The 23,788-nt window shown below is 39.6% G+C and carries 18 protein-coding genes and 1 pseudogene; 15 read left to right on the top strand and 4 right to left on the bottom strand.

The features are described from left to right. Position 1: 1 nt before the first annotated feature. The 12 genes and pseudogenes from IJT21_11425 to IJT21_11370 all read left to right on the top strand — a co-directional run bounded on the left by IJT21_11425 (position 2) and on the right by IJT21_11370 (position 17,144). Positions 2-484, top strand: coding sequence for a V-type ATP synthase subunit K (locus tag IJT21_11425; protein MBQ7578861.1), 483 nt, complete (start codon positions 2-4; stop codon positions 482-484). An 18-nt stretch (positions 485-502) separates the two neighbouring features. Next, complete coding sequence (locus tag IJT21_11420; GenBank protein MBQ7578860.1) at positions 503-1,081, top strand: V-type ATP synthase subunit E; 579 nt, start codon at positions 503-505, stop codon at positions 1,079-1,081. A 15-nt stretch (positions 1,082-1,096) separates the two neighbouring features. Further along, entirely contained in the window at positions 1,097-2,095 is a 999-nt protein-coding gene (locus IJT21_11415; GenBank protein ID MBQ7578859.1) for a V-type ATPase subunit, read from the top strand. Next, on the top strand, positions 2,085-2,417 hold the full coding sequence (locus IJT21_11410) for a V-type ATP synthase subunit F (protein ID MBQ7578858.1): 333 nt from the start codon (positions 2,085-2,087) through the stop codon (positions 2,415-2,417). The genes IJT21_11415 and IJT21_11410 overlap by 11 nt, the downstream gene beginning before the upstream one ends. A gap of 24 nt (positions 2,418-2,441) precedes the next feature. After that, positions 2,442-4,235, top strand: a pseudogene (locus tag IJT21_11405) (V-type ATP synthase subunit A). After that, positions 4,225-5,640, top strand: coding sequence for a V-type ATP synthase subunit B (locus IJT21_11400; GenBank protein MBQ7578857.1), 1,416 nt, complete (start codon positions 4,225-4,227; stop codon positions 5,638-5,640). Before IJT21_11405 ends, IJT21_11400 begins: the two are co-directional and overlap by 11 nt. A 16-nt stretch (positions 5,641-5,656) precedes the next feature. Beyond that, entirely contained in the window at positions 5,657-6,277 is a 621-nt protein-coding gene (locus tag IJT21_11395; protein ID MBQ7578856.1) for a V-type ATP synthase subunit D, read from the top strand. A 98-nt stretch (positions 6,278-6,375) separates the two neighbouring features. Beyond that, positions 6,376-10,125, top strand: coding sequence for a putative Ig domain-containing protein (locus IJT21_11390; protein MBQ7578855.1), 3,750 nt, complete (start codon positions 6,376-6,378; stop codon positions 10,123-10,125). 134 nt (positions 10,126-10,259) lie between these two features. Beyond that, complete coding sequence (locus tag IJT21_11385) at positions 10,260-12,050, top strand: SpoIIE family protein phosphatase (protein ID MBQ7578854.1); 1,791 nt, start codon at positions 10,260-10,262, stop codon at positions 12,048-12,050. 6 nt (positions 12,051-12,056) lie between these two features. Continuing rightward, a complete protein-coding gene (locus IJT21_11380) occupies positions 12,057-13,499 on the top strand; it encodes a hypothetical protein (protein MBQ7578853.1) in 1,443 nt (480 codons plus the stop codon). Further along, complete coding sequence (locus IJT21_11375; GenBank protein ID MBQ7578852.1) at positions 13,492-14,661, top strand: hypothetical protein; 1,170 nt, start codon at positions 13,492-13,494, stop codon at positions 14,659-14,661. Before IJT21_11380 ends, IJT21_11375 begins: the two co-directional genes overlap by 8 nt. A gap of 77 nt (positions 14,662-14,738) precedes the next feature. Then, positions 14,739-17,144: an MFS transporter gene (locus IJT21_11370; protein MBQ7578851.1), complete on the top strand. Its 2,406-nt coding sequence runs from the start codon at positions 14,739-14,741 to the stop codon at positions 17,142-17,144. 53 nt (positions 17,145-17,197) lie between these two features. Here the strand turns inward: IJT21_11370 and IJT21_11365 are convergent, their stop codons facing one another. The 4 genes from IJT21_11365 to IJT21_11350 all read right to left on the bottom strand — a co-directional run bounded on the left by IJT21_11365 (position 17,198) and on the right by IJT21_11350 (position 19,517). Further along, complete coding sequence (locus tag IJT21_11365; GenBank protein MBQ7578850.1) at positions 17,198-17,491, bottom strand: hypothetical protein; 294 nt, start codon at positions 17,489-17,491, stop codon at positions 17,198-17,200. Between the two features lie 64 nt (positions 17,492-17,555). Beyond that, on the bottom strand, positions 17,556-17,837 hold the full coding sequence (locus tag IJT21_11360; GenBank protein MBQ7578849.1) for a hypothetical protein: 282 nt from the start codon (positions 17,835-17,837) through the stop codon (positions 17,556-17,558). 228 nt (positions 17,838-18,065) lie between these two features. Beyond that, entirely contained in the window at positions 18,066-19,034 is a 969-nt protein-coding gene (locus IJT21_11355) for a hypothetical protein (GenBank protein ID MBQ7578848.1), read from the bottom strand. A 3-nt stretch (positions 19,035-19,037) separates the two neighbouring features. Further along, positions 19,038-19,517 (bottom strand): hypothetical protein, encoded by a 480-nt coding sequence (locus tag IJT21_11350; GenBank protein ID MBQ7578847.1) that lies wholly within the window; start codon positions 19,515-19,517, stop codon positions 19,038-19,040. 121 nt (positions 19,518-19,638) lie between these two features. On the opposite strand from IJT21_11350, the gene IJT21_11345 reads away from it, so the two are divergent. The 3 genes from IJT21_11345 to IJT21_11335 all read left to right on the top strand — a co-directional run bounded on the left by IJT21_11345 (position 19,639) and on the right by IJT21_11335 (position 23,743). Next, on the top strand, positions 19,639-21,051 hold the full coding sequence (locus tag IJT21_11345; protein ID MBQ7578846.1) for a purine/pyrimidine permease: 1,413 nt from the start codon (positions 19,639-19,641) through the stop codon (positions 21,049-21,051). Positions 21,052-21,138: 87 nt separating this feature from the next. Further along, positions 21,139-22,539, top strand: coding sequence for an MBOAT family protein (locus tag IJT21_11340; GenBank protein MBQ7578845.1), 1,401 nt, complete (start codon positions 21,139-21,141; stop codon positions 22,537-22,539). A 163-nt stretch (positions 22,540-22,702) separates the two neighbouring features. Then, positions 22,703-23,743, top strand: a complete 1,041-nt coding sequence (locus IJT21_11335; GenBank protein ID MBQ7578844.1) for a hypothetical protein — start codon at positions 22,703-22,705, stop codon at positions 23,741-23,743. Positions 23,744-23,788: the final 45 nt, after the last annotated feature.

Raw genomic sequence — 23,788 nt, 5'->3', positions numbered from 1 at the left:
TATGGAACTTCTTGGACTTTCACTCGCACTGTTCGGAGCAGCATTAGCAGCAGCTCTGGCCGGCATAGGGTCAGCAATCGGAATCGGTATAGCAGGTGGAGCAGCAGCAGGAGTCATGACTGAAGACCCTAACAAATTCGGTTCGTGCTTAATTCTTCAGGCTTTACCCGGTACACAGGGAATTTATGGACTCTTAATCGCATTCTTTGTGTTGAGCAAAATCGGACTTCTTGGCGGCGCGGGTGCAGTGGCGTTAAATTGGAATCAGGGTTTGCAGATTTTCGCGTCATGTCTTCCCATAGCAGTTGTCGGCTGGTATTCAGCAATTTGGCAGGGCAAAACGTCAGCGGCATCGATTCAAATGATTTCAAAGAAGCCTGAAGCAATGGGCAAAGCAGTAATTCTCCCCGCAATGGTCGAGACTTATGCAGTCCTTGCACTTCTTACGAGTATATTAATGCTCATGGGAGTTCGGGTAGGTTAATTAGGCAGGTGTTGATAAATGGCACTTGCAGACATTAAAGCAAAAATTAAAGCCGATTCACAGGCACAAATTAAGGCACTTGAGGCAGAGAATGACGCAAAAGTCCGCGAGATCAGCCGCAAAGTAAACGCAGAAATTAAAGAAGTTCAGGACTCATATGCGGCCAGACTCTCAAAGGAAGAGCCGGAAGTTTTGAGAAGACGTGAAATAGTTGCAGAACTTGACGGCAAAAGAATCGATTTAGGCATTCGTCAAAAATTAGTCGGTGAGGCTTTCGAGGCATCATTAAAGCAAATGACGGAGCTTGCACCCGATAAATACGTAAAATTTGCTGATTCTCTCATGAAACAAGCTGTAGTAACTGGTAAAGAAGTCGTCTTTGTCGGCAAAAATGAAAAGCATTTAGATCAACGCTGGCTCGACGGCTATAATTCAGCAAATAATACGAGCTTGACTCTTTCAAGTGAGAAATTACCAATCAGCGGCGGTTTTGTGCTTCGTAATGAGAAAATCGACACAAATTGTTCATGGGATATGCTTTTAGCTGCTGCCCGTGAAGATATTGAGACCGAAGTCGTGAAGCGGTTATTTGCGTAAGGAGGTGCAGAGCCGGTGAGTTACGTTTATACCGTAGCAAGAATACGGGGAATGGAAAATCACTTGCTTGAGCCGGCATTTTTCTCGCGTCTTATGGATAGCGCGGGCATTGATGACGCATTAAAGGCACTGGGCGATACAAGTTATTCACAGTGGATTTCAGGAGCAGCAAGTTTTGACAAGGCAATTGACTCGGAAATTCTAGCAACCTGCAAAGAGTTAGAGTCATTTGTACCGGATAAAGAATTGCTTGATATTTTCAGGCTGCCATATGATTTTCATAATGTGAAAGTCTTGCTAAAGGGTTTATTCAAAGTCAGGGGCGGCGATTCTGAAGGCCGGCGTTATGATTTACTCTCTAAGCTGGGAACTATTGACACTGAAGAGTTAAAACTTGCGATTGAGACTGAAGAATACGGATTTTTGCCCTATGGACTCACTGATTTATTGCCTCTGTGCTGGCAGGTCTGGGATCAGACGAAAAACGCCCAGTCAGTTGAATTATTAATCGATGATGCAATGTTTAAGGCGTTATTAAAAGTTGCTGAAGGCCTGAATATGCCCGAAATTTTACACTGGGTTAAATCGCGTATTGATGTCGAGAATTTACGCAGCATAATAAGACTCGCACGAATGAAATACGAAAGCGCAAAGGCACTCCCATTTTTGCACGGCGGCGGGACTATTAGAGCCGATGACATGGCAAAATTATTGAATGAACCTCAAGAGACATGGGCGAGGATTCTTTCATATTCTGATATTTCGTCAGTGTTAAGCGCATTACAGGACTCGCAGGATATTAAATTATCGCTCTCTGAAGTATCTAAATCACTTGATGATTATTTGCTGAGAGTCTTAGAGAGTGCAAAATATTCAATGGATGCTCCGGCGAATGTATTATTATATTTATTGACGAAAGAGTCAGAAGCTAGAAATATGCGCGTCGCTCTAGTTTGTGTTGCAGGCGGATTAGATCGCGAGTTCGGAAGGAGGCTTTTGAGCAATGGCAGATAATAAGCCAATGGCCGCAATAGGTTATTATGAAATGGCCTTACCCTTTCAAGCAGTAGGAGTCAGAAGTGTTATATTAACTCCTGAAACGCGCGGAAAATTTTGCGATACACTTGAGCAATTAGCCCGTGAAGATTATGCAGTCGTATTTATTCAGGAAGATTTATTTGTCGAGTTCACGAGCAAAGTAGAAGAAGTTAATGATCAATATCAGACCAGCGTCTTACCGGTGCCGAGTCCTTCAGGGGCTACAGGTGCGGGGCTTGCTTCGATTCGGGGCAGCGTAGAGAAGGCCGTTGGAATGGATATTTTTGCGGAACGTTAAATTTTTGGAGGCGGGAGATATTAAATGCCTGAGAAGAAAGAAATCAAAGGAGTTATAGAGAGAATCTCCGGCTCTCTTGTAATCGCTGGCGGTATGGAAGGCGCAAGTATGCAGGACGTTGTGCATATCGGCAAAGAAGGACTTGTCGGCGAAATACTTGAGGTCAACGGTGATAAAGCCTCGATTCAGGTCTACGAGGAAACATCGGGATTAATGCCCGGTGAGCCTGTTGTCTCAACTGGAGAGCCACTAAGTGTTGAGCTTGGGCCGGGGATTATTGAACAGTTTTATGACGGAATTCAGAGACCGCTCGAATTAATCGAGAAAGCAGCGCAGAGTCCTTATATTTCACGAGGAATCAGCGTCCCTGCAATTGATAGAAGCAAAAAATGGAATTTCGAGCCTAAAGTCAAAGCCGGCGACGAAGTTATTGCGGGAGATATTCTCGGAGTAGTTCAGGAAACTGTAGTAGTTGAGCATTGAATAATGGTGCCCTATGGAGTTAAAGGCAAAATTACCAAAATCGAGAAGGGCGAACACACAGTAGAAGACGTTATAGCAGTAATTGACGACAACGGGACAAAACACGAAGTAAAAATGTTACAACGCTGGCCAGTCAGAAAGCCCAGACCCGTTAAAACCCGTCTTGCCCCTAATGTGCCTATGACAACAGGACAAAGAGTAGTCGATGCATTCTTCCCTGTTGCACTTGGCGGGACTGCTTGCGTACCCGGTCCGTTCGGTTCAGGAAAGACAGTTATACAGCACCAGTTCGCAAAATGGGCACAGGCTCAAATAGTCGTTTATGTCGGCTGCGGTGAACGTGGGAACGAGATGACGGACGTTTTGCTTGAATTCCCCGAACTTGATGACCCTCAGACAGGGCAGCCATTAATGAAGCGTACAACTTTAATCGCGAATACTTCAAATATGCCCGTTGCTGCACGTGAAGCGAGCGTTTATACAGCTATTACACTCGCAGAATATTATCGTGATATGGGCTATTCAGTCGCGTTAATGGCAGACTCTACAAGCCGATGGGCCGAGGCTCTGCGCGAAATGTCCGGACGACTTGAAGAAATGCCCGGCGAAGAAGGTTACCCGGCATATTTGGGAACTCGTCTTGCAAGTTTCTACGAGAGAGCGGGGCGCTGCATTGTAAACGGTAAGGACGGCCGCGAAGGATCTATTACAGTTATAGGCGCAGTATCACCTCCTGGCGGCGACTTGTCAGAACCTGTTACTCAGAATACTTTACGAGTTACAAAAGTTTTCTGGGGACTTGACGCGAATTTAGCATATCAAAGGCACTTCCCGGCCATTAACTGGCTGTCAAGTTATTCGCTTTATACTGATAGGCTTGATTCATACTGGGACGAAAAATTTGACGACCAGTGGAGCGGACTCAGAGTCGAGGCTATGGGATTATTAGAGCAGGAATCACAATTAAACGAAATCGTAAGGCTCGTAGGAATTGACGCACTTTCACGCGATGAGAGAATGGTAATGGAGACGGCGAAATCTTTACGTGAAGACTTCTTACATCAAAACGCTTTCCACGAGATAGATACTTACGCTTCAATGGACAAGCAATTTAAGATGCTGCGTATGATCGTAAATTTCCATCATGCCGGACTTGACGCTTTACACAAGGGCGCACCCATGAATAAATTATTTAATTTGCCGGTCCGTGAACAGATTGCAAGAATGCGCTATCTTGAAGAGAAGGATATAGCACAAATTGACAAGCTCGAAGATACTATCAAGGAGCAAATACAAGCAATTATACCCGTTGGAGGTGAACACGATGCTGCCTAGAGAGTATAGAACTATATCAAATATTTCCGGCCCGTTAATGATGGTCGAGAAAACTAAAGATGTACGTTATGATGAGCTTGTAGAAATTTCACTCTCAAACGGTGAGAAACGCCGAGGCCGAGTCCTTGAAATCGAGTCAGACCGCGCATTAGTTCAGGTTTTCGAGGGTACTTCAGGGATCGAGAACGAAGACACTAAAGTAAGATTTCTAGGTAAAGTCTTAACATTGCCGGTTTCTAAAGATATGCTAGGGCGAGTCTTTAACGGACGAGGCGAACCCATTGACGGAGGCGCGCCATTAATCGCAGAGCAGAATCTCGACATTAACGGAATGCCCATGAATCCATTTTCACGCGATTATCCGTCGGAATTCATACAGACAGGAATCTCAACAATTGACGGACTTAACCCGATGGTAAGAGGTCAAAAGCTGCCTATTTTCTCCGCGTCAGGTCTGCCTCATAACAGAATGGCCGCACAAATTGCCCGTCAAGCTACAGTTATAAGTGGACACGAAGATTTTGCGGTTGTTTTCGCAGCTATGGGAATAACGTTCGAAGAGGCTTCTTTCTTTATGGAAGATTTCAGGCGCACGGGCGCATTACAGCGTACAGTCTTATATATTAACTTGGCCGATGACCCTGCGATTGAAAGAATTTCAACTCCCAGAATCGCACTCACTGCCGCCGAGTATTTAGCATTTGAGTGTAATATGCACGTTGTTGTAATATTAACGGACTTGACGAACTACTGCGAGGCATTACGCGAAATTTCAGCAGCTCGTAAAGAAGTCCCAGGCCGACGCGGTTATCCCGGTTATTTATATACTGACTTGGCCACTATGTACGAGAGAGCAGGAAGACTCAAGGGTAAAAGCGGAAGTATTACACAGATTCCTATTTTGACAATGCCTGAAGACGACAAGACTCACCCGATACCTGACTTGACTGGATATATTACTGAAGGCCAGATTATTTTGAGCAGGAGTCTTCATAGACAGGGAATTTATCCGCCCGTTGATGTCATGCCGTCGCTTTCAAGACTTAAGGATAAGGGAATCGGCAAAGATAAGACTCGTGAAGATCATGCGGACCTAATGAACCAGTTATTTGCGGCCTATGCTCGCGGAAAAGAAGCAAAGGAACTCGCAGTAATTCTCGGTGAAGGCGCATTATCAGAAGAAGACAAGGCATTTGCTAAATTCTCTACAGTCTTTGAAGATAAATATGTTCGTCAGGGTGAATACGAGAACAGGACAATCAAAGGAACTCTTGAACTCGGCTGGGATTTATTGACGATGATTCCAGTTAAGGAACTCAAGAGAATCAGAGATGCCTATATCGAGAAATATTTAAATCCTTTACTGGCTGAGAAAAAGGCAAAAGCTGAGAAGGCCGGCAGCTAAAGGGGGAATTTGACAGATGGCACGCATCAACGTCAACCCTAACAGAATGGAATTATCGAGGCTCAAGAGAAGACTCGCAGTCGCAAAAAGGGGTCATAAATTATTAAAGGATAAGCAGGACGCATTGATTAAGGCATTTCTTGAGAAGGCGCGCGCTGGCAAGGAATTACGCGAGGCAGTCGAGAAAGAATTATCAGAGTGTTATGCAACTTTTGTATTATCCCGTGCACAGACTACACCCGAAATTCTTGAGCAGGCCTTAATTTTTCCGGGCGCAAAGTCGACTCTTTCTGTAAAGTGGCATAACGTAATGAGCGTAATGGTACCTGAATACGACGTAAAGCAAGAGGGCAACCCCGTAAATTATGGATTCGTAAATGTGCCTTTATTGTTGGACGCTGCATTAGAACAGTTCAGCAAGATTATATTACGTTTATTGCAGCTCGCAGCAGAAGAGAAAGCTATTAGACTTATGGCCGGAGAAATTGAGCGCACAAGAAGACGCGTTAATGCTCTTGAATATGTCATGATTCCTAATTTGGCCGAAACTATAAGATATATCAGCATGAAACTTGATGAGCAGGAAAGATCCACGTTAAGCCGCTTAATGAAGATTAAAGAAATCGTCTCGGCTTAGTATGTGAATTAGTATGATAGAATAATTCTTGAATTCCCCTCGTGTGAAAGCGGGGGGACATTTTTATATTTTGCATTTATGAAGGGAGAATTTATTTAATGATAAAGATAAATCAGAAAATTTTTAGACTCGTTATATTATTAACAGTTTTATTTGCGTTATCTTATTCCCCCGTTGAAGCAGCTTATTATAATTCAGGACAAAGCGGAAATTCTGAAGCCGACGCATATTTAATCACTTCACTCGAAGACTTTAAATTATTTAGGGATCGCATTAATTTTGTTGATTCAGGTTCTGGCAATGTCGATAAAGACCCGGCCGGAAAATATTATAGACTCGTAACTGATATAGACTTAAGCAATGAACAGAACTGGACAGCAATAGGGCGCGGCTTATCCCTGAATCAATCGACTCAAGAATTTGATTTAATACCCTTCAGCGGACATTTTGACGGCAACGGACACACAATTAATGTAAATAACTTGAATGCATCAGAAGTGTCATCAATTTTCTATATAGTCAAGACTGAAAGCGATTACGCAGTCAAAAATTTAAATATTGCCGGAGATACTAAGCCCCTTGCTCCGTTCGGTGCTGGTATATTAATATATGAATTGCAAAATGGAGTCGTCGATCATTGTAATTATGAAGGTAATATCACAATAAATTCTTATACGGCGGCACTCGGAGGCGGATTAATTAATGCAATTACAGGCGGAACAGTCAAAAATTGCACATTCAGCGGGACAATAAACGCGGTTTCAACAATGGAAGGCGATTTCTCCGTAGAAGGCAAAATTTTAGCTGCTGGTATAGGCGGGATAGTCGGCTCTTTGGAAGGAGACGGCAAAATAGAAAATTGTGCGGCTTTGGCAGGGTCAAAAATTTCTGTAACTGTAGGCGATTCTAGTTATATATCATATTTAGGCGGAATTGTCGGATATGCATATTTTCAAGAAGACGATTACGGCAATAGAATAGGCTCAAGCGCAGGAAGTATTAAAAATTGTACGTCAAATGCTGAATTAACCGGCGCGGCTTATATAGGAGGCATAGCAGGCTCGGCATATTCTCAAACTGTTTTGTCAGGAAATTCTTTCACTAACGCAAAATATGAGGTCGGAGATATGGACGATACAGGCTCACCGGGAGGCAGCAGCGACGGAAATAACAGCAATACAAATATATTAAAGATTACGACTGAATATATACCAGACGGCACAGTAAATGTTGATTACTCTTTTACGCTGCAGGCATCATCGAGCGGCGTTTTATGGACAAAAGAAAGCGGCGGACTTCCCGACGGTCTGAGTCTTAGTTCTACTGGACTAATCAGCGGAATCCCGGCAAAATCTAATTCGTTTTCTTTCACTGTAAAAGCAACGGACGGCGCAAATTCTGATACTCGCACATTTGTAATGAGAATAAATCCAGCTCCTGAAGTGTCATTAAATATTGACATTATCGAACGAGGGCGAGCAAATGATCCGCTAAGTTTTGACAGAGAAACAGGACTCGAAAATGAAAATATAATCTGCGGAATAAGTGATAATAATTATCTCGACTATGCAAATAATAAATATAATCCAGTAACAGAAGATTCTATTGCGAAAATTTTCCAGGATTCAGAGCTCGCAAATTCTTATCGCAAAAAAGGTTTCACAGCAGACGGAAATACAAGGCTTATTTTACGAGCTTATACAACAATGCCCGGAACTATAAAATTTTCTGTGCCTCAAGAAATAGGAGCCTCACTTGAGAATCTCAGCAGGGACAATCGCGGGACTTCAATAGAGATTAAGACAAAAAATGTTGCCGGCTCAATTTATCAGGCTTCAGCGGTCTTGATTTCTCCGAAAGATTTTCCGCAAAGTATGTTAGATAAATTCCCGGAAACAAATTTTAATGTCAAAGTAAATTTTACAGGCGACGGCGGCGAATTAGCTTCTAAAGACGAAAATATTTTACTTCATTCTGTGCCGGTTGTCTTGATTCATGGATTCTCAAGAACTAATGTAGATAATGCTTTTGGAGATTTTAACGCAGCCTCAGGAATACGCAAAATTCTTCAGGATTCAGGACTCGTAATTATGCCTTGTAATTATGACGGCACAAAAGGCCCTATGAATATAATTCCGGATTCTGAAGTTGAGAATTACGCAACAAATCCAATTTTCTGGCAGATTTCGCAGGCACTACAAAAAAAAGTAAGTTCGGGAATAGCGTGCACTCAAGCCGATTTAATATGTCATAGCATGGGAGGCTTAATTGCAAGACGTTTTATTCAGAATGATGCAGGAAATAAGAACACTATACGTTCATACGGAAATGGAATGATTCGCAGAGTTATTACAGTCGCCACACCTCACGAGGGAACTCCATGGGCTTCACTTGCTTATAATATTATACGAAATAGTTCAATGCCTGCAGTATGGGAGCTCATTATAGATAATATTCCTGTGATTAAAGAGTTTTTTGACGAAATTTTTTCACCGATTGCACAAAATATAAACTATCTCAGCGCATTTCAAGATTTAAAGCTAAACAGCGATCTCGTGAAATCTCTTAAAGCTCCTGAAGTCCCGTTTTTTGCCATTTATGGAGGCGTTCTCAATCAAGAATCAGAATATATTGCGCTGCCCATTTTTATAGATATACATACTATAATTAATCTCGGATTTATTGAGGCACTCACTGAGGGACTCAAAGAAAATTTATTATCTGGTAAAGTATTCATGAAAATAGTTTTCGGCCCTAATGAAGAAGATCATGATGTAGTTGTCGGCAAAAGCAGCGCAGTATCAATTTTTACGAATAATTCAACAGGTTTTACAGGCTGGAGATTTCAACATACAAGCATATGCAAACAAGATGACACCGGCCGAGAAATTTTGAATCTGCTCAAAGGCCCGGAGTCCAAATTCTATAAGGCTTCTGACTCAAGTTCTAATAAATATGCTTTATCGTCTTTACCTGCAAATATTCCCGAAAAATTTCGCTCAATAAAAACTAGCAGCGAAGATATTTCATATTCATTGAATTATACTCTAACTGTTAAGCCCGATAATTCAGACTCAATTACTGCCCCTGCTGCGTCAATAATTACGATTCCTGCGTCCGTAAAAATAACTGTCTCGCCTAAAGATAATATTTCAGATCGTCAAGTCTATATGTTAATAAGCAATATTTTAGAGAATAGACTCTACTCAACTTCACGGGATAATGACGGGAATTTTACGGCGGTCATTGATTTCGATTATGAAGATATAGGAGCTCTCAGAATCGCATGTTTTTCCGGAAAAAATGAGGGCAGCAATGAAGTTTATATTTCCGACGCAATTTATTTATTCTTAGTCCCTGACAATGGAAATATTACCGGAATATCCTTCCCGGAAAGTACTGACGCATTATTTACGAACGTAGACGCAGAAATCCCGATCAGCATTTACGCAGCAACTTCAAGTAATAATCACTATAATATTGCGATGCCTTCAATGGGTACTAAATGGACAATTGAAGATCCCTCAATTGTGAGTATTACAGAACTCGGCAGGCTTAAGGGTCTCAAAGAAGGAAGCACTACTATAACAGCAGAAAATAACGGCTTCAAAGCGTCTAGAATTGTCCATGTCGGTGCAGCTTATGGAACTGTCAGAGAAAATAATAATCAAGATGACAGTGATAATAATGACAATCCAGATTCATATCAGGATCAGGACCAGAATCAGCCTTACATTTATAATAATAATCGGGGCGGCGGAGGCGGCTGTCAAATGAATAATTCAGGACTTTACGCGGTTATATTAATTCTTGCTTGTGCTTTATTCATGTCTAAGAAAATATCATAGAAATTCATTATAAACTTGTTAGTGTCTTCTTTGAAAGAAAAAAATTTTTCAGGGGAGGCACATTTTTTTTTGCGAATAATTTAAAATCGATTAAAATATTCATTCATGTTATAAAATTTTTTTGGAGGCAATTAATGAAACACAAAAGTTTAGCCAGACAATTCGGCATATTGTTTATTATTTTCGCTCTTGCAACGATTATTATCAGCGGGGCAATGACTTATTATAACCGCACAGTTCAATATCACGATACTTGCATAAATAATCTAAGGCAGTTAACGACCCATTTATCGGACTTAATCAAGAGCAGCGGCACAGAGTTTATTACTCTAAAAAAATGGTTCGCCCAGCATACAAAAGAAGTGCAGATTCCCAAAGATTTCGAGGCAGATTTACCCCGTGCAAAAGACGCTTTCACGAATTATTTAAAATCAAATTATCCCGGTAAAATTTTCGGTGTAGATCTCTCGTTTGAAGATTTAGATTTTACGGCACAGCGTTTATATGTGATTTACAGGTTTGAATACTGGTTCAGCGTATTTTTTCAGGCAAAGGACGCATTTAATCTCAGTTATGTATATTTCATTTATCCTGAAGACATGAGCAAATTAACAATGAATTACATGTTCGATCCCACTATGGGAATAATAAGTGATGACAAGGGCCGAGAAATTTTATTTTTAGGCGATATTGTTTACGAAGATCCGGCTATTCATGCTAACATGTGGCTTGCTTGGAATAATTCGGACTCGGACTCGCTGACTTTTGACACTCTTAATAATGAATTCGGCTATGTTTACACGTATTGTAATGCTCTTGAGATTAACGGGGAGAAGGTCGGACTTATTTGTGCAGAAATCAGCGTCGAACGTGTTAATTCAGATATTTTGAAGTCAGTATTACAGCAAGTAGGCATTTCATTTATAGTGCTTGTTGTGTCAACATTCTTAATGTATTTATTTATCAAGAGCAAGATTTTAACTCGTATAATGAGGCTTGAGCAAAATATAGACTCTTACTCGCAGGATAAAAACGTTTCTATTTCGCATGTAATCACATCACAGCGCGGGCAGGATGACGAAATAGGCTCATTGTCAGATAAATTTGCGGGCATGATTAACGAGTTAGATATTTATATGAAAAATTTGCAGTCAGTAACAGCCGAGAAAGAACGCATTACAACAGAATTAAATGTAGCAACTACAATACAGGCCGATATGCTGCCCAGAATCTTCCCTAGATTCCCCGATGTTACAGAATATATAATTTACGCGACTATGAATCCAGCTAAAGAAGTCGGCGGAGATTTCTATGATTTCTTTATGATAGACAAGACTCATGTTGCCTTAGTAATTGCTGACGTGTCAGGCAAAGGAGTCCCCGCTGCTTTATTCATGGTAATTGCTAAGACTCTAGTCAAGAATCGCCTTCAAATGGGTGAAGAACCTTCTAAGGCACTTGCTAACGTAAATGAGCAGCTTTGTGAAGGCAATGAGGCTGGCTTATTCGTTACAGTCTGGGCTGGCGTTGTAGATCTCGAAACCGGCCGCGTAGTACAAGCTAATGCAGGCCACGAATACCCGGCAATCTGCAGGAAGGACGGAAATTTTGAGCTCGTAAAAACAAAGCACTCCCCGGCAGTCGCTACTCTTGAGGGCATGAGATTCAAGCAGGATGATTTTGATTTACACCCCGGCGATACTTTATTTGTATATACTGACGGAGTAACTGAGGCGACAAATGCAAATGATCAACTTTTCGGCGAAGAGAGATTAACTCAAACTCTTAATAAATATAAAGATTTAATGCCGAGTGATTTATTGCCGGCAGTCCGCAAAGATATTGACGAATTTGTCGGGGACGCGCCTCAATTTGATGATATTACTATACTGGGATTTAGATTTTACGGGTTTAACGCGAAATAAATTATCATGCTTGAAAATGTAAACTCGTTAGCTAATATTTGCTGTGAAAGAAATGGGACTCTCAAAACCTGCTATGATCACGGACAAATTACGCTAAATGAATTTCTTGATATTCAAGCCGGCAAAGTGAGAAAGAATCTAGGGATTACGCCGTTATGCAGTCCTGAAGATTTTTTCTCACTGGCTGAGAATTTCACAAGTGAGAGAGTCGGCCCTGAACTCGCAAAAAAAGTTAATTCGGCATTGAGACTCGGGGCGATATGTGCGGCAGATCATCACGGTGGGATTTATTGCGCTCAAACTTTTCAGTCTGATTTATTATTCGGGCAGTTACTCAAGAAATTAGGCGGTGAAGATTATAAAAATGTTATTCCGGTCATATCATGCGGCCAAGTCGAGTTAAACAGCTCAACTTATGCGCGCGGTATAATGTCATTTATGAATCGAGATAATATTTTGCACTTCCCTATATTCCCCTCAAAGCCTAGACCTTTATTAGCGTTTTCTGCTCCGGCTATGAGTCAAGAAATGTTATCAAGATTTCGCAAACGTTTTATAAGGAATTCCGGAATCCTTGAGTCTGCTCTGAATGAAATATTAAGCTCAGTCTATGAACACGAGAATATTATTAATTGCTCACGTTTTGAGTCTCAAGTTACTAAAATCGGCGCGGAACTCTCACACGGACTATTTAAGGCAAATTCTCCCGTTATTGTTTATTTGGAAATGGAGAGTCTATTAACTCCCTTGTTAATTCGCGAACTCAAAGACGGAAATAATTTAATTGCGCGTTTATTATTTGACTCGAGATTCAAGAAATATTTATCTCATGAGCTTTTATGTGATGTGCTATTCAAATTTGTAGACGAACAGGGCCGGAATATTGCTATAAAATTTACACCTGAAAATATTTTATCGGGGCGGGATTTTGACGGCAATGATATAGCGATTCCCTTAGAACTTGAGAATATTTTATCATTGATTGAACAGCGCAAATTAATTCCGGGTATATTCCTGCTTGCGTTAATTACTATATTTGAGCGCGGACTCACTTGGATTAATGGAGTCTTTGCGTCGGTGTATTTACCATTATGGCAGGAAAAATTAATTAATATTCTCGAATCAGAAGGCATGATTTACGAGTCTAATATTATTCGCGAGTATGACATGACGGGCTATATTTGCGGGCCAGTTTTCGCAGTTTGTCAGGGAGAAGGATATATAACTCCCGCCGGGCCTGTAGAATTCTGGATCTCTAAGCCTGATTTTAATTATATTGAGTCACTCATGAATAAGACTCTATTATGGGATTCGCAAATTATGGGCTTGACTACAATGTACGAAGATATTATTAATTCACACGAGCGAGAAAATAACTGGTACAAGACTATAACTGAAGGCTCAAATAATTGCTTTAACTTTAAGGAGAATATAATTATAAATGTGTAAAAAATTTTTTTGCTTGAGCGTGTTAATTTTGCTTTATTTTTGCGTGCCTGCAATGAGTGAGCAAATTTTCAGCACTGACCCGCATTTGAAATCTGACGGAAATAAATATTATTTTGCATTTGTCGATTATGATGAGTACATGCCATCGAGCAGACAATTTTATTATATTTTATCAGGACTTCAAGAAAGAGGCTGGATTAAACAAGGCGGGCTGCCTTTTACGATTCAAGAAATTGAAGATAAAAATATGTCAACTCGTGAAATGTTTGCAGCTTTACAAGATAGGGACTTAGGCGAATTTATAAAATTTGTTAAGGGCGGCTTTCACTACTTAGCATACGAGGAGGCAAATATTATCGCTGAAGATCTCACAAAACGAGCCGGGCAAGATATAGACTTGATTATAACGTTCGGGACAAGTGCGGGGCTGTTCGTGAAAAATTTAAAGTTGCCAGTCCCTATGGTGGATTATTCGGCGACTGATCCGGTAGCTTCAGGCATTATTGAATCAGCAACAGAAGGCAGCGGGAGTCCTAATGTATGGGCGCAGGTTGAGCCGTCTTTACCCTTGAGACAAATTAAATATTATTATTCCGTCAAACCTTTCAAGAAAATGGGCGTTATTATTTACGGCGATGAGACAATTTCAGGACTTCCAGATATTAGAAAGAGTGCGCAGGAAATCAGCTTTGATCTTGTCGTGTATCACATTGACGAGCAGCCAAGAGAGACCCGTGAAGAGTTAGAGAGATATTACCAGCTTGTAGCCGATAAGTTCCGCAGAATGTCAAATGAAAATATTGATGCGTTTTTCCTGACAGTTGATTTAATTAATGACCCGGCTAGAATATTAGCAATACTTAACCCGTTATATAATAAAAATATTCCCGTTTATTTGATGGACGATGTTACAAGCGTGAAAAACGGCGCATTAATGTTAATTTCGGCGTATGATTATGAGAACGTCGGGCGGTTCGTGGCTGATACTATAGCAAAAATTTTGAACGGTGCAGAGGCCGGCAAACTCCCTTGTGTCTATACCAGCGCGCCAAGTATTTATTTTAACTATGATGTCGCATTAAGAATAAATTATCCGTTACATTTTGAGTTCTTGACAGTTTGCGACGAAATTTTTTCACGAGGTGCTGCAAATGAGCGATAAAAAATTTTTATTGATTATGATAGCTTTATATGCCGTAAAATTTGCTAGCTTGCTTAATTCACGCGGGGTGTCTCAAGATGAGCGGTAATAAAAACTTTCAGCGTTTATATATAATTTTATTGATTGTTATAGCCTTGTTTGCCGTAAACTTTGTAAGCCTTCTCAGCTTTCTTAATTATAGATCTATGGTAATCGAGATGGAGGAGCAGTTAATTTCACGAGCCGAGCAGGAGACTATATCATCAATGGAAATAGCGTTAAATTTCGGCAAAGATTTCTATAATTTTTACGGGATTCAGGAAATATTCAAAAATTTTGAGTCGCGTTTTAAAGCTCCATATCCGTTTATAATCAGGTCAGATAATAATAATGTAATTTACGAGTCAGAAAATAATAAATCTGCAAATTCCGGGCAGCTTAAAAGGTTTATAGCTGATAATTCAGTGAGACGCGCAATAAATTCTATTCATTCAGGAGAATATTTCAAGGCCGAGTCAAGAAATCATAAAGCAATATTTACTCCCATAAAATTAAATCAAAAAGTTATAGGCTATTTCGGATGTCTATATACTAATCAAATTTTTTCGGACGGGCTAAATTCTATATTGCGCAGGATTATATATATCTCGTTAATTTTTTCGGTCTTAGTTTGTGCGTGCGTGGTAATATTTATTTTTGTGATACGCGGGGATACATGGGTCAAGAAACACGGAAGCATGAATCACAATTTAGAAAGATTCTTAGCTGTCTTAATAATGCAAGTCGGAATTTTATTATTATCGGGTCTCAACATGTATAATTATCAGCAGGATTACAGAAATAAAATCGAAAATTTTGTCAGGTTCTCACTTCAGAATTTAGGCGAAAATATAAATAAAATCCGGGAGCAGGGAGTCGACTTAACACGAGTCCAAGATCTAAGAAGTTATATCGAGAAGCGCGTAATATCTTTAGGGATTCTTAGCAAAGTTCGAGTCTCCGAGCGTATTTCAGAAATTAATTTAACTGATGAATCTTCAGGGCTTATAACATTTATTTATGAGACCGGCAATAATAGAGAGTTCCTAACTATTGAGGCTGAAATCTCAGATCAGGCTATACAAAAACAAAAATGGGATACTTTGCTTGTTTTGATGTCGACTATGATAATTTTGCTGATATTTATATTTGAGCTTAATAACTTGCTGAAATTCTTTGACGTTGACTCGAATAATAATAATATGGGCTTCTCGGAGGAAAAAATAGCGTTGTCCCTAAGATTTGCGAGTTTCTTGTGTGCTACTGCTGAATATATGTGCCTGCCCTATGCTGCCATGATGATTCGTGAAAGTAATGAGTCATTATTCGGCCTCTCTGTAGGAATGACTGCAGCCCTTCCCATTTCTATAGAAAGTTTTACGCAATTAATAACTATAATGATTTTGCCGCGTCTCGTTAAAAAGTTTAATATACGGGTTCTATTAATTTTCTCGGCTATTCTCATGGCTGCGTGTAATATAAGCTCGTTCATAATCGGGGGCGCATTAACTATTGTGAGCTGCAGGGCACTGGCTGGAGTTGCTTATGCAGGATTCAAGCAAGTATCAAATTTCTTGATAACTAGGGGCTATGAGACTGAAGGCGGACGAAGTAATAATATTTCACAGGATATAGCGGGACTCTTGGCCGGAATAACTTGCGGGGCAGGAATGGGCGCGATCCTTTCAGCTAATGCAGGCTACGGAATAACTTTTTTATGTTCGTCAGTAGTATTTATTTGCTATTTAGTGATGACTCTTGCATTAATCCCGTGGCAGGCTTTGAACGCTCATAATAAATTAATTGACGACTCGACAAAGAAATCAGCTCGATTAAAAGATTTTGCAAGAATAATTTTCTCTCGTGAAGTAATATTTTTTGCGATAATTATATGCACTCCGCTTTATATAGGCACGATGTTATGTATGACTCTGATTCCTGCTATATGTCAATCTGAAGGAATCTCGGCCGTAATGTTGAGTTATTGCTATATTGCAAATGGCTTGACAGGGATTTATTTAGGGCCTTCTCTAGTCTCATCAGCTAAGAAAAAATTCGGCTCACATTATCCCCTTGCGCTTGTTTTCGCGTTGACCGCACTGGGATTGTTTATCGTGAAGATTCCGCCCGTTGCCTTAATGGTAATTATTACGAGCATGATTCTGGGATTTCTTGACGGGTTCGGGACTCCTATGGTAACAGATAATTTTATGAGCCTAAATATAGTAATGAATCATATCGACGAGTCTACGGCTTTGAGCTTTTACTGGGTATTATCTTATTTGCTTTCAACAGTCGCGCCCATAGTTGCGGAGTTATTATTGATTCCGTCGGACTCGTTTTTCTCGCCCATTGTGATAGGAGCATTGTTATATTTAGCAGCGGGAATATTAATTTTCATGAGCAGAATATTTCTTGGCTATAAGAGAATCAAACTATCACGCAGGACATTCAGGAGAAGATAAACTATAACGCCCCCTCGTGTAAAAGCAAGGGGGATTTATTTTGCGTGAAAATTTTAGTGCCAGTTGCCCGGCCATAAGTACCTAAAAATTTTTTGGGATTTGCGGAAATATAAGCCGACTGCCAGCAGTAATAATATAGTGAATAAAATAATCGTATGCCAAGACATACCGGGGTCGGGTTCAGGCGCATAGAAAGCCCACAATTTGACCACGTTAAGTGCTAAGTCAATTAGCGAGCTAACAAGACCTACAATAAGACCCATATCAGCGTGTGCCGAGCTTGGAAAGCATGTCCCTAACGTTATAACGATAAGCAGCAAGACAGCAATTTTTTTACTGGCCTTCATGATAACATCCCCATTAAAAAATTTTTGAATATAAGCAATTATACATAGGGGGGGGGGGGCATTGTCAATAGGCTATTAACGCATAAATCAAGCCTAGAATAAAGCTCACAGAATTTGTGAATGCAAGAGTCTTAAAAAGTTTTCGCGAGGTCATAATATTCACGCAGGCACACAGGGCAAATTCAAGCATAATTATAATAAACTCGCTGATAAATAATATAATCATGAATTCCGGAGAATCTCCCGCAAAAGTTATCGAGTCTAAATATTGATTCAGCATTAAATTTGTAATTATGTTAATTCCCGCAAAATATAAGCACTTACTAAAATTTTTATAGCCTGACATGTAAAATAACGGTGTCTCAATCAAAGCCGTAATAATCGCAGTAAAAATATTGATCCCCCCTGAATGTATAAATGTGTACGCAAAATAGTATGTTATTTATTCCCAGCCAGTCAACAAAATAAGAAATGTCTAAATCAAATAAAGCCGCAAAAATATAAATATATGTATCAAAATCGTGTGTTATTTACTCCCACCCACCCTGTCCGCATTCGCGAACAGAGTAAATAGTTAAGAACTTTGCGATTCATAAATCAATCCCGCAATAAATAGACTCAAAAATTGAATCACTGCCATAATATAAGGCGACACGGCAAAATATTCACTCAAGAAATACCCCGGCACTAAGCACCCCGCAGCAAGTCCGAATGTCAAGCCGGGATAACTAGGGAAGTATTTATGTAAGAGTCTCAACGTCAACGGCATAGTCATATTAAACGCGAAAACGAGCAAAATAATTTTATAATTTCCTGATAATTGCAGAGCCGCGAAACTCATAAAAAAAATTGCAAGTATACTTTTCCGCCAGCCTATAAAATCGCATAACACTCCGCCCGCCGACTTCCCTAAAGCAAACACGCACGGCATTAACATAATACAGCCCGCAATATTCGCACTGCCTCCAAAGCCCCGCAAAATCACACAGCCAAGTAATAAAGACGCTCCGACTATTAACGAGCAAGAAACTTTTTCAGATTTTGACTCGTTTATGGATTCAAGCTCGAAATTAAATTTTTTAGCGAAATATAAAGCAATCAACGTGAATATAACGCAAATTGCCTCGAATATAGGCGCGCTTATTATCTCAGCAAGGCCAAGTCCTAGACCTAATGCACCGCTTGATACAAATATGCCGGGTTCACGAAAATTTTTATATTGAGTCAAAATTAACACTCCTGCTGAAACATGAAATAAACAATTACCCAGCGCAATTAATATAACTTGCCAAAATATTCCCAGACTCGTAAATAATCCCCCGGCAAGTAAAACAGGAGCAGCAACAAACGCAGGCAGCACAAAATTTTTGCGTCTATCAAGAAGCAAGCCCGCTAGAAATTGCAGCCCAAACGCTATCACCGTGTAAAGCCCGAAATAATAAATTATCTTGTCAAAATCAGGCTCATTCACGGCGTAACTTGCAAGAACTGCCCCGCAGAGTCCGTCTACTGAAAAATGCAGGACTGTACACAAATATAGCATTATTTAATTCGTCATGAAATAAATCACGTCGTTCACGTTATACAAAGTTATGCGCTTTATATAATTTATTTCTCGGCGGCCTTCTGCTTTACACTTGGCACTAAGTAAATATTTTATTTCTTGATTCTTTTCCGGACGATTATATTTAAATACGTGCTTTATTTGAGATTCTCCGCTGCTTTTAGCTTTAACTGAGTCAATTACTTTTTTAGAGTCAAGATCCCTGAATGTAATAAAATAATCGACATCTTTAGAAATATTAATAGCAAGTTCGAACGCACAATCTTGATCTTTAACGGGTACTAAATTAAATTTTGCGCGTGTTCTTGCTCCCTGACGATTAGGAACAGGAATCGGCCTGAAATTTTCAGTAGTCGCAGGAACGGGGCGGGGCTTTCTGAATCTCTCAGGGCTGGGAATATCTGCAAATGCTGTTACACTAAGAGATATAATTATTACAATTGCGAATATAAAACGCTTCATAAATAAATCACATACTTTCTTTCTTACTTGAAAAATTTTTTATTATTATACACTTGACAAAAATTTATTTATCCCTCATAATTTCGCACCTGAAAAGAAAATTTTTTCAGGAGGTTTATACATGGCCAGAAAAATGGTTTATGGCATCAACGATCGGCCGCCGTTCGTAATAATGCTTCTTTCGGGAGCGCAGCACGTTTTAACACTTTTTGGTTCAACAACACTAGTTCCGTTAATATTTGGTCCCGCGATGGGAATGGACGCGTTACAAATAGCCTCGTTAATCTCTTGTGTATATTTCGGAATGGGTGTAGCGACATTAATTCAGACAAGCAAAAAGCTCGGTTCAGGACTTCCAATAGTACAAGGATCGAGCTTTTCTTTTATCCCCTCGGTTATGACGGTAATCGCGCTTTACAAGGCAGCAGGACCTGAAACAGTAATGCAATACATGGGCGGAGGTCTAATCGCAGGCGGAATAATTTTATCGGTCATAGGCTACAGCAGAATCGTTGGAGTGATTCGCAGAGTAATAACGCCTGTTGTAATCGGTCCGGTTATAATGGCTATAGGATTTTCCCTTGCAAATACTGCAGTACAGGGCAACGCTGCTAATTATTGGCCGGCCTCCCTCGCAGTAGTTATATTAATTTTCCTGTTCAGCTTAGTAATCAAGAATAAATATATAAACATTTTCGCGATTTTGCTTGCTATAGTAGTAACTTATTGCGTTTGTCTAGTTTTATCAAGTAATGGAGTTTTCGGGCCGGATCACCCTGCATATATAAATCTTGCAAAAGTCAGTGAAGCTCCATGGATTCGCGATTTCAAAAATGTAATAATTCCCTGGGGTATGCCGAAATTCAGCTTAATGACAGTTGCTGCTTTACTGGCTGGATTTTTCGCTACAATGATTGAATCAATCGGCGATTATCATTCAGTTTCTTATGCGTCGGGCGTTGAAGATCCTGACTCTGACACTATAAGCCGGGGGATCGGAGCTGAAGGACTTTGCTGTGCTTTATCGGGCGTGTTCGGCTCAGTAGGTACGACTTCATACACTGAAAATATAGGCTTGATAGGATTGACCGGAGTCGCTTCAAGAGTCGTAGTTCGTACAGGTGCAGTAATATTAATTCTCATGAGCTTTGTCGGGAAGTTGAGCGCGTTAATTGCAACAATGCCCTCGCCCATTATCGGAGGTGCTTATATAGCTTTATTCGGGACAATCGGCGCAATGGGTATACAGACTTTAATGCGTGCTGACATGTCGAGCCAGAGAAATATTTTAATAGTCGGCTTTGCTTTCTTGATGGCTTTAGGTCTTCCCGGCTGGGTTGAACAGAATCAAGCATTATTTATTAACCCTGAGAGCAGCCAGTTATATCAAACTTTAGGCGGAATGATCTGGGCAGTGTTAAAGACTCCGATGGCAGTTGCAGGAATTTGCGCGGCAGTTTTTGACTCACTCATTCCGGGAACTGACGAAGAACGCGGCATAAAAAGAGACTATCAAATAAATTTAGTAAAGTAAAATTTTTCAAGTTCTCCCAGTCAAGAAAGGCCGGGAGAATTTTTTTATTGTGTTATAATCAGGCATATTTATATAAGGAGTCAATTAATGCTATTTAATTCGTGGCAGTTCGCTGTATTCTTTCCGTTTGTGTTCGCTCTTTACTGGGTGCTGCCTGATAAATTCAGGGGCGTTATTATTCTCATATCGAGCTATTATTTTTACATGAGCTGGAACGTTAAATATATCGCATTAATATTATTTACGACAATAATTTCATACTTGGCCGCGTTGTTAATCAGGCGTTATGACTCGACAAAAAAATTTATTCTCGCATTCTCGTTAATTGCTTGTCTGGGAGTATTATTTGTATTCAAGTATTATAATTTTTTCGCGGCGAGTCTCGTTAATTTCTTGAATATATTCGCGCTGAAATTGCAGCCTCTCACGTTAAAATTTGTCCTGCCAGTCGGAATCTCGTTTTATACATTTCAGACTTTGAGCTATATTATTGACGTTTACCGCGGCGATATTGAACCGGAGAAAAATTTTATATATTATGCTGCATTTGTCTCGTTCTTCCCTCAATTAGTAGCAGGCCCGATTGAACGCACAAAAAATTTACTGCCTCAGATAAAAGCAAGACACGTTTTCAATTATGAGCAGGCAATGTACGGCACTAAATTATTATTATGGGGATTCTTCAAGAAATTAATAATTGCCGAGATAAGCGCGGCTTTTGTCGATCAAGTTTTTAATGACGTATATAATTATAAAGGCTTGCCGTTAATAATAGCTTCTTTCTTGTTTGCTGTGCAGATTTACTGTGATTTTTCCGGATATTCTGATATTGCAATAGGGACGGCCAAGTTAATGGGAATTGATTTAATGCAAAATTTCAGGAGCCCATATTTTTCCGCAAGTATAAAAGAATTCTGGAGCTGCTGGCATATCTCGCTGTCTACATGGTTCCGCGATTATGTTTATATACCACTGGGCGGCAATCGAGTCAAAAAATTTCGTCATTGCTTGAATTTATTTATAACGTTCATGATTTCAGGACTCTGGCACGGAGCAAATTATACTTTTATAGCATGGGGGAGTCTTCACGGAGTCGCTCAAATTCTCGAAAATTTTATACGTCCTAAGAAATATAACGGCCTTAAATGGGTCTTGCAAGTAATTTCTACTTTTATATTTGTAATGCTTGGATTCGCAATTTTCCGGGCAAATAATATTAACGACGCGATTTATATATTCTCGAATCTTTTCGCGGGTAATTCAGGCCTTGAACTCATTGATATTCGAGCGTCAAAAATTTACGGGTTAAGCATATCAATTATTATATTAGCTTTATGGGATTATTTCTCGCTAAAATATGACGTTATCGAAAAAGTTACATCGTGCAAAAATATTTACTTGAGATACGGATTTTATTTCTTGCTGGTGAATGCGTTAATATTCTTCAGGTCAATAGGCAGCACTCAATTTGTATATTTCCAGTTTTGAGTTTGAGCGATATTTTATGCTGATATAATAACGTCATTATAAATAATGAGGTGTCGGAGTGAAAAAATTTCTTGCTGGATATTTAATAATTTTGCCTGTGCTGATTCGTCCTTCACGCAATAATATCAGGGATAATATATAAATTAGGAGTCTCGATATAATTATGAAAAAATTTCTCGTAAAATTTTCGTTCCTTGCTGCATATTTTATAATTATTCAAGTCATTTTGCCTGTGTTAATAGACCCGTTTAACGTCTTTCACGCGTTCAATATCAGGGACAACGGAGTAACGCCTAATCAGAATTATATCAAGATGAAATATATTCTTGCTAATCCTGAAAAGTTTAATGGCTTTATATTCGGCTCATCACGAGTCACAGCCCTCAATCCTGAGAAAATCAATAACGGCGGAAAAGTTTATAATATGACTTACCCGGCCGGACTTCCTTGTGAACATTTAGCAAATATAAAAACTTTTCTAGCTAATAATATAAAGCCTGCAAAAATTTATATGGCCTTTGACAGTATGAGCTACACTGTTTCATATAGTGAACATATTACAAAGCCTCTTAACTGCCCGTATGAATATTTGCGCGAAAATCCCGAACATTTTTACTCGCTTTACTTAAATGCAGCTGTAACTTTTCAATCAATCGGGAAGATTATAAAGCACTCACCTGTGAAAAATTTTGCTGATAAATTCTATAATTACGGCTATGAATTTGACTATAATATGACTTCAAATTATGACTGGGATAAAGCAGTGCCGGCTATGGGAGATTTTAACGGGGAGAAATTTATGGATTCGACACTGAAGGACATTCGCGAAATCGTGAAAATTTGCCGTGATAATAATATAGAACTCGTAATTTTCACAAATCCCATGCATTATATTACTTACTTGGCCTCACTTGAGAGAAATTATATTTATTTCCTTGCTGAACTGGCAAAAATAACGGACTTCTATAATTTCAGCGGGCTGAATAGTATTACTATCAATAATAATAATTATCTCGAAACAAGCCACTATAAAGCAGAAATCGGCGATATTATTATAAATATTATTTGCAACGGCGAGTCTTATCCGGAATTAGAGAGTCAAGGCTTCGGAGTCAAGATAACGCGTAAAAATATAAATAATTTGCTTAATTTACTGGAATCACAGGCAAAAAATTTTATTACTCAGAAAAGTAAAGATATATAATTGCAGCCTCAAAGACTCGGAGTCAAGATAACGCGTAATAATATA

This window comes from Synergistaceae bacterium, assembly GCA_017443945.1.
GTDB lineage: Bacteria > Synergistota > Synergistia > Synergistales > Aminobacteriaceae > JAFUXM01.
This window is presented reverse-complemented; position numbering and strand designations above follow the sequence as displayed.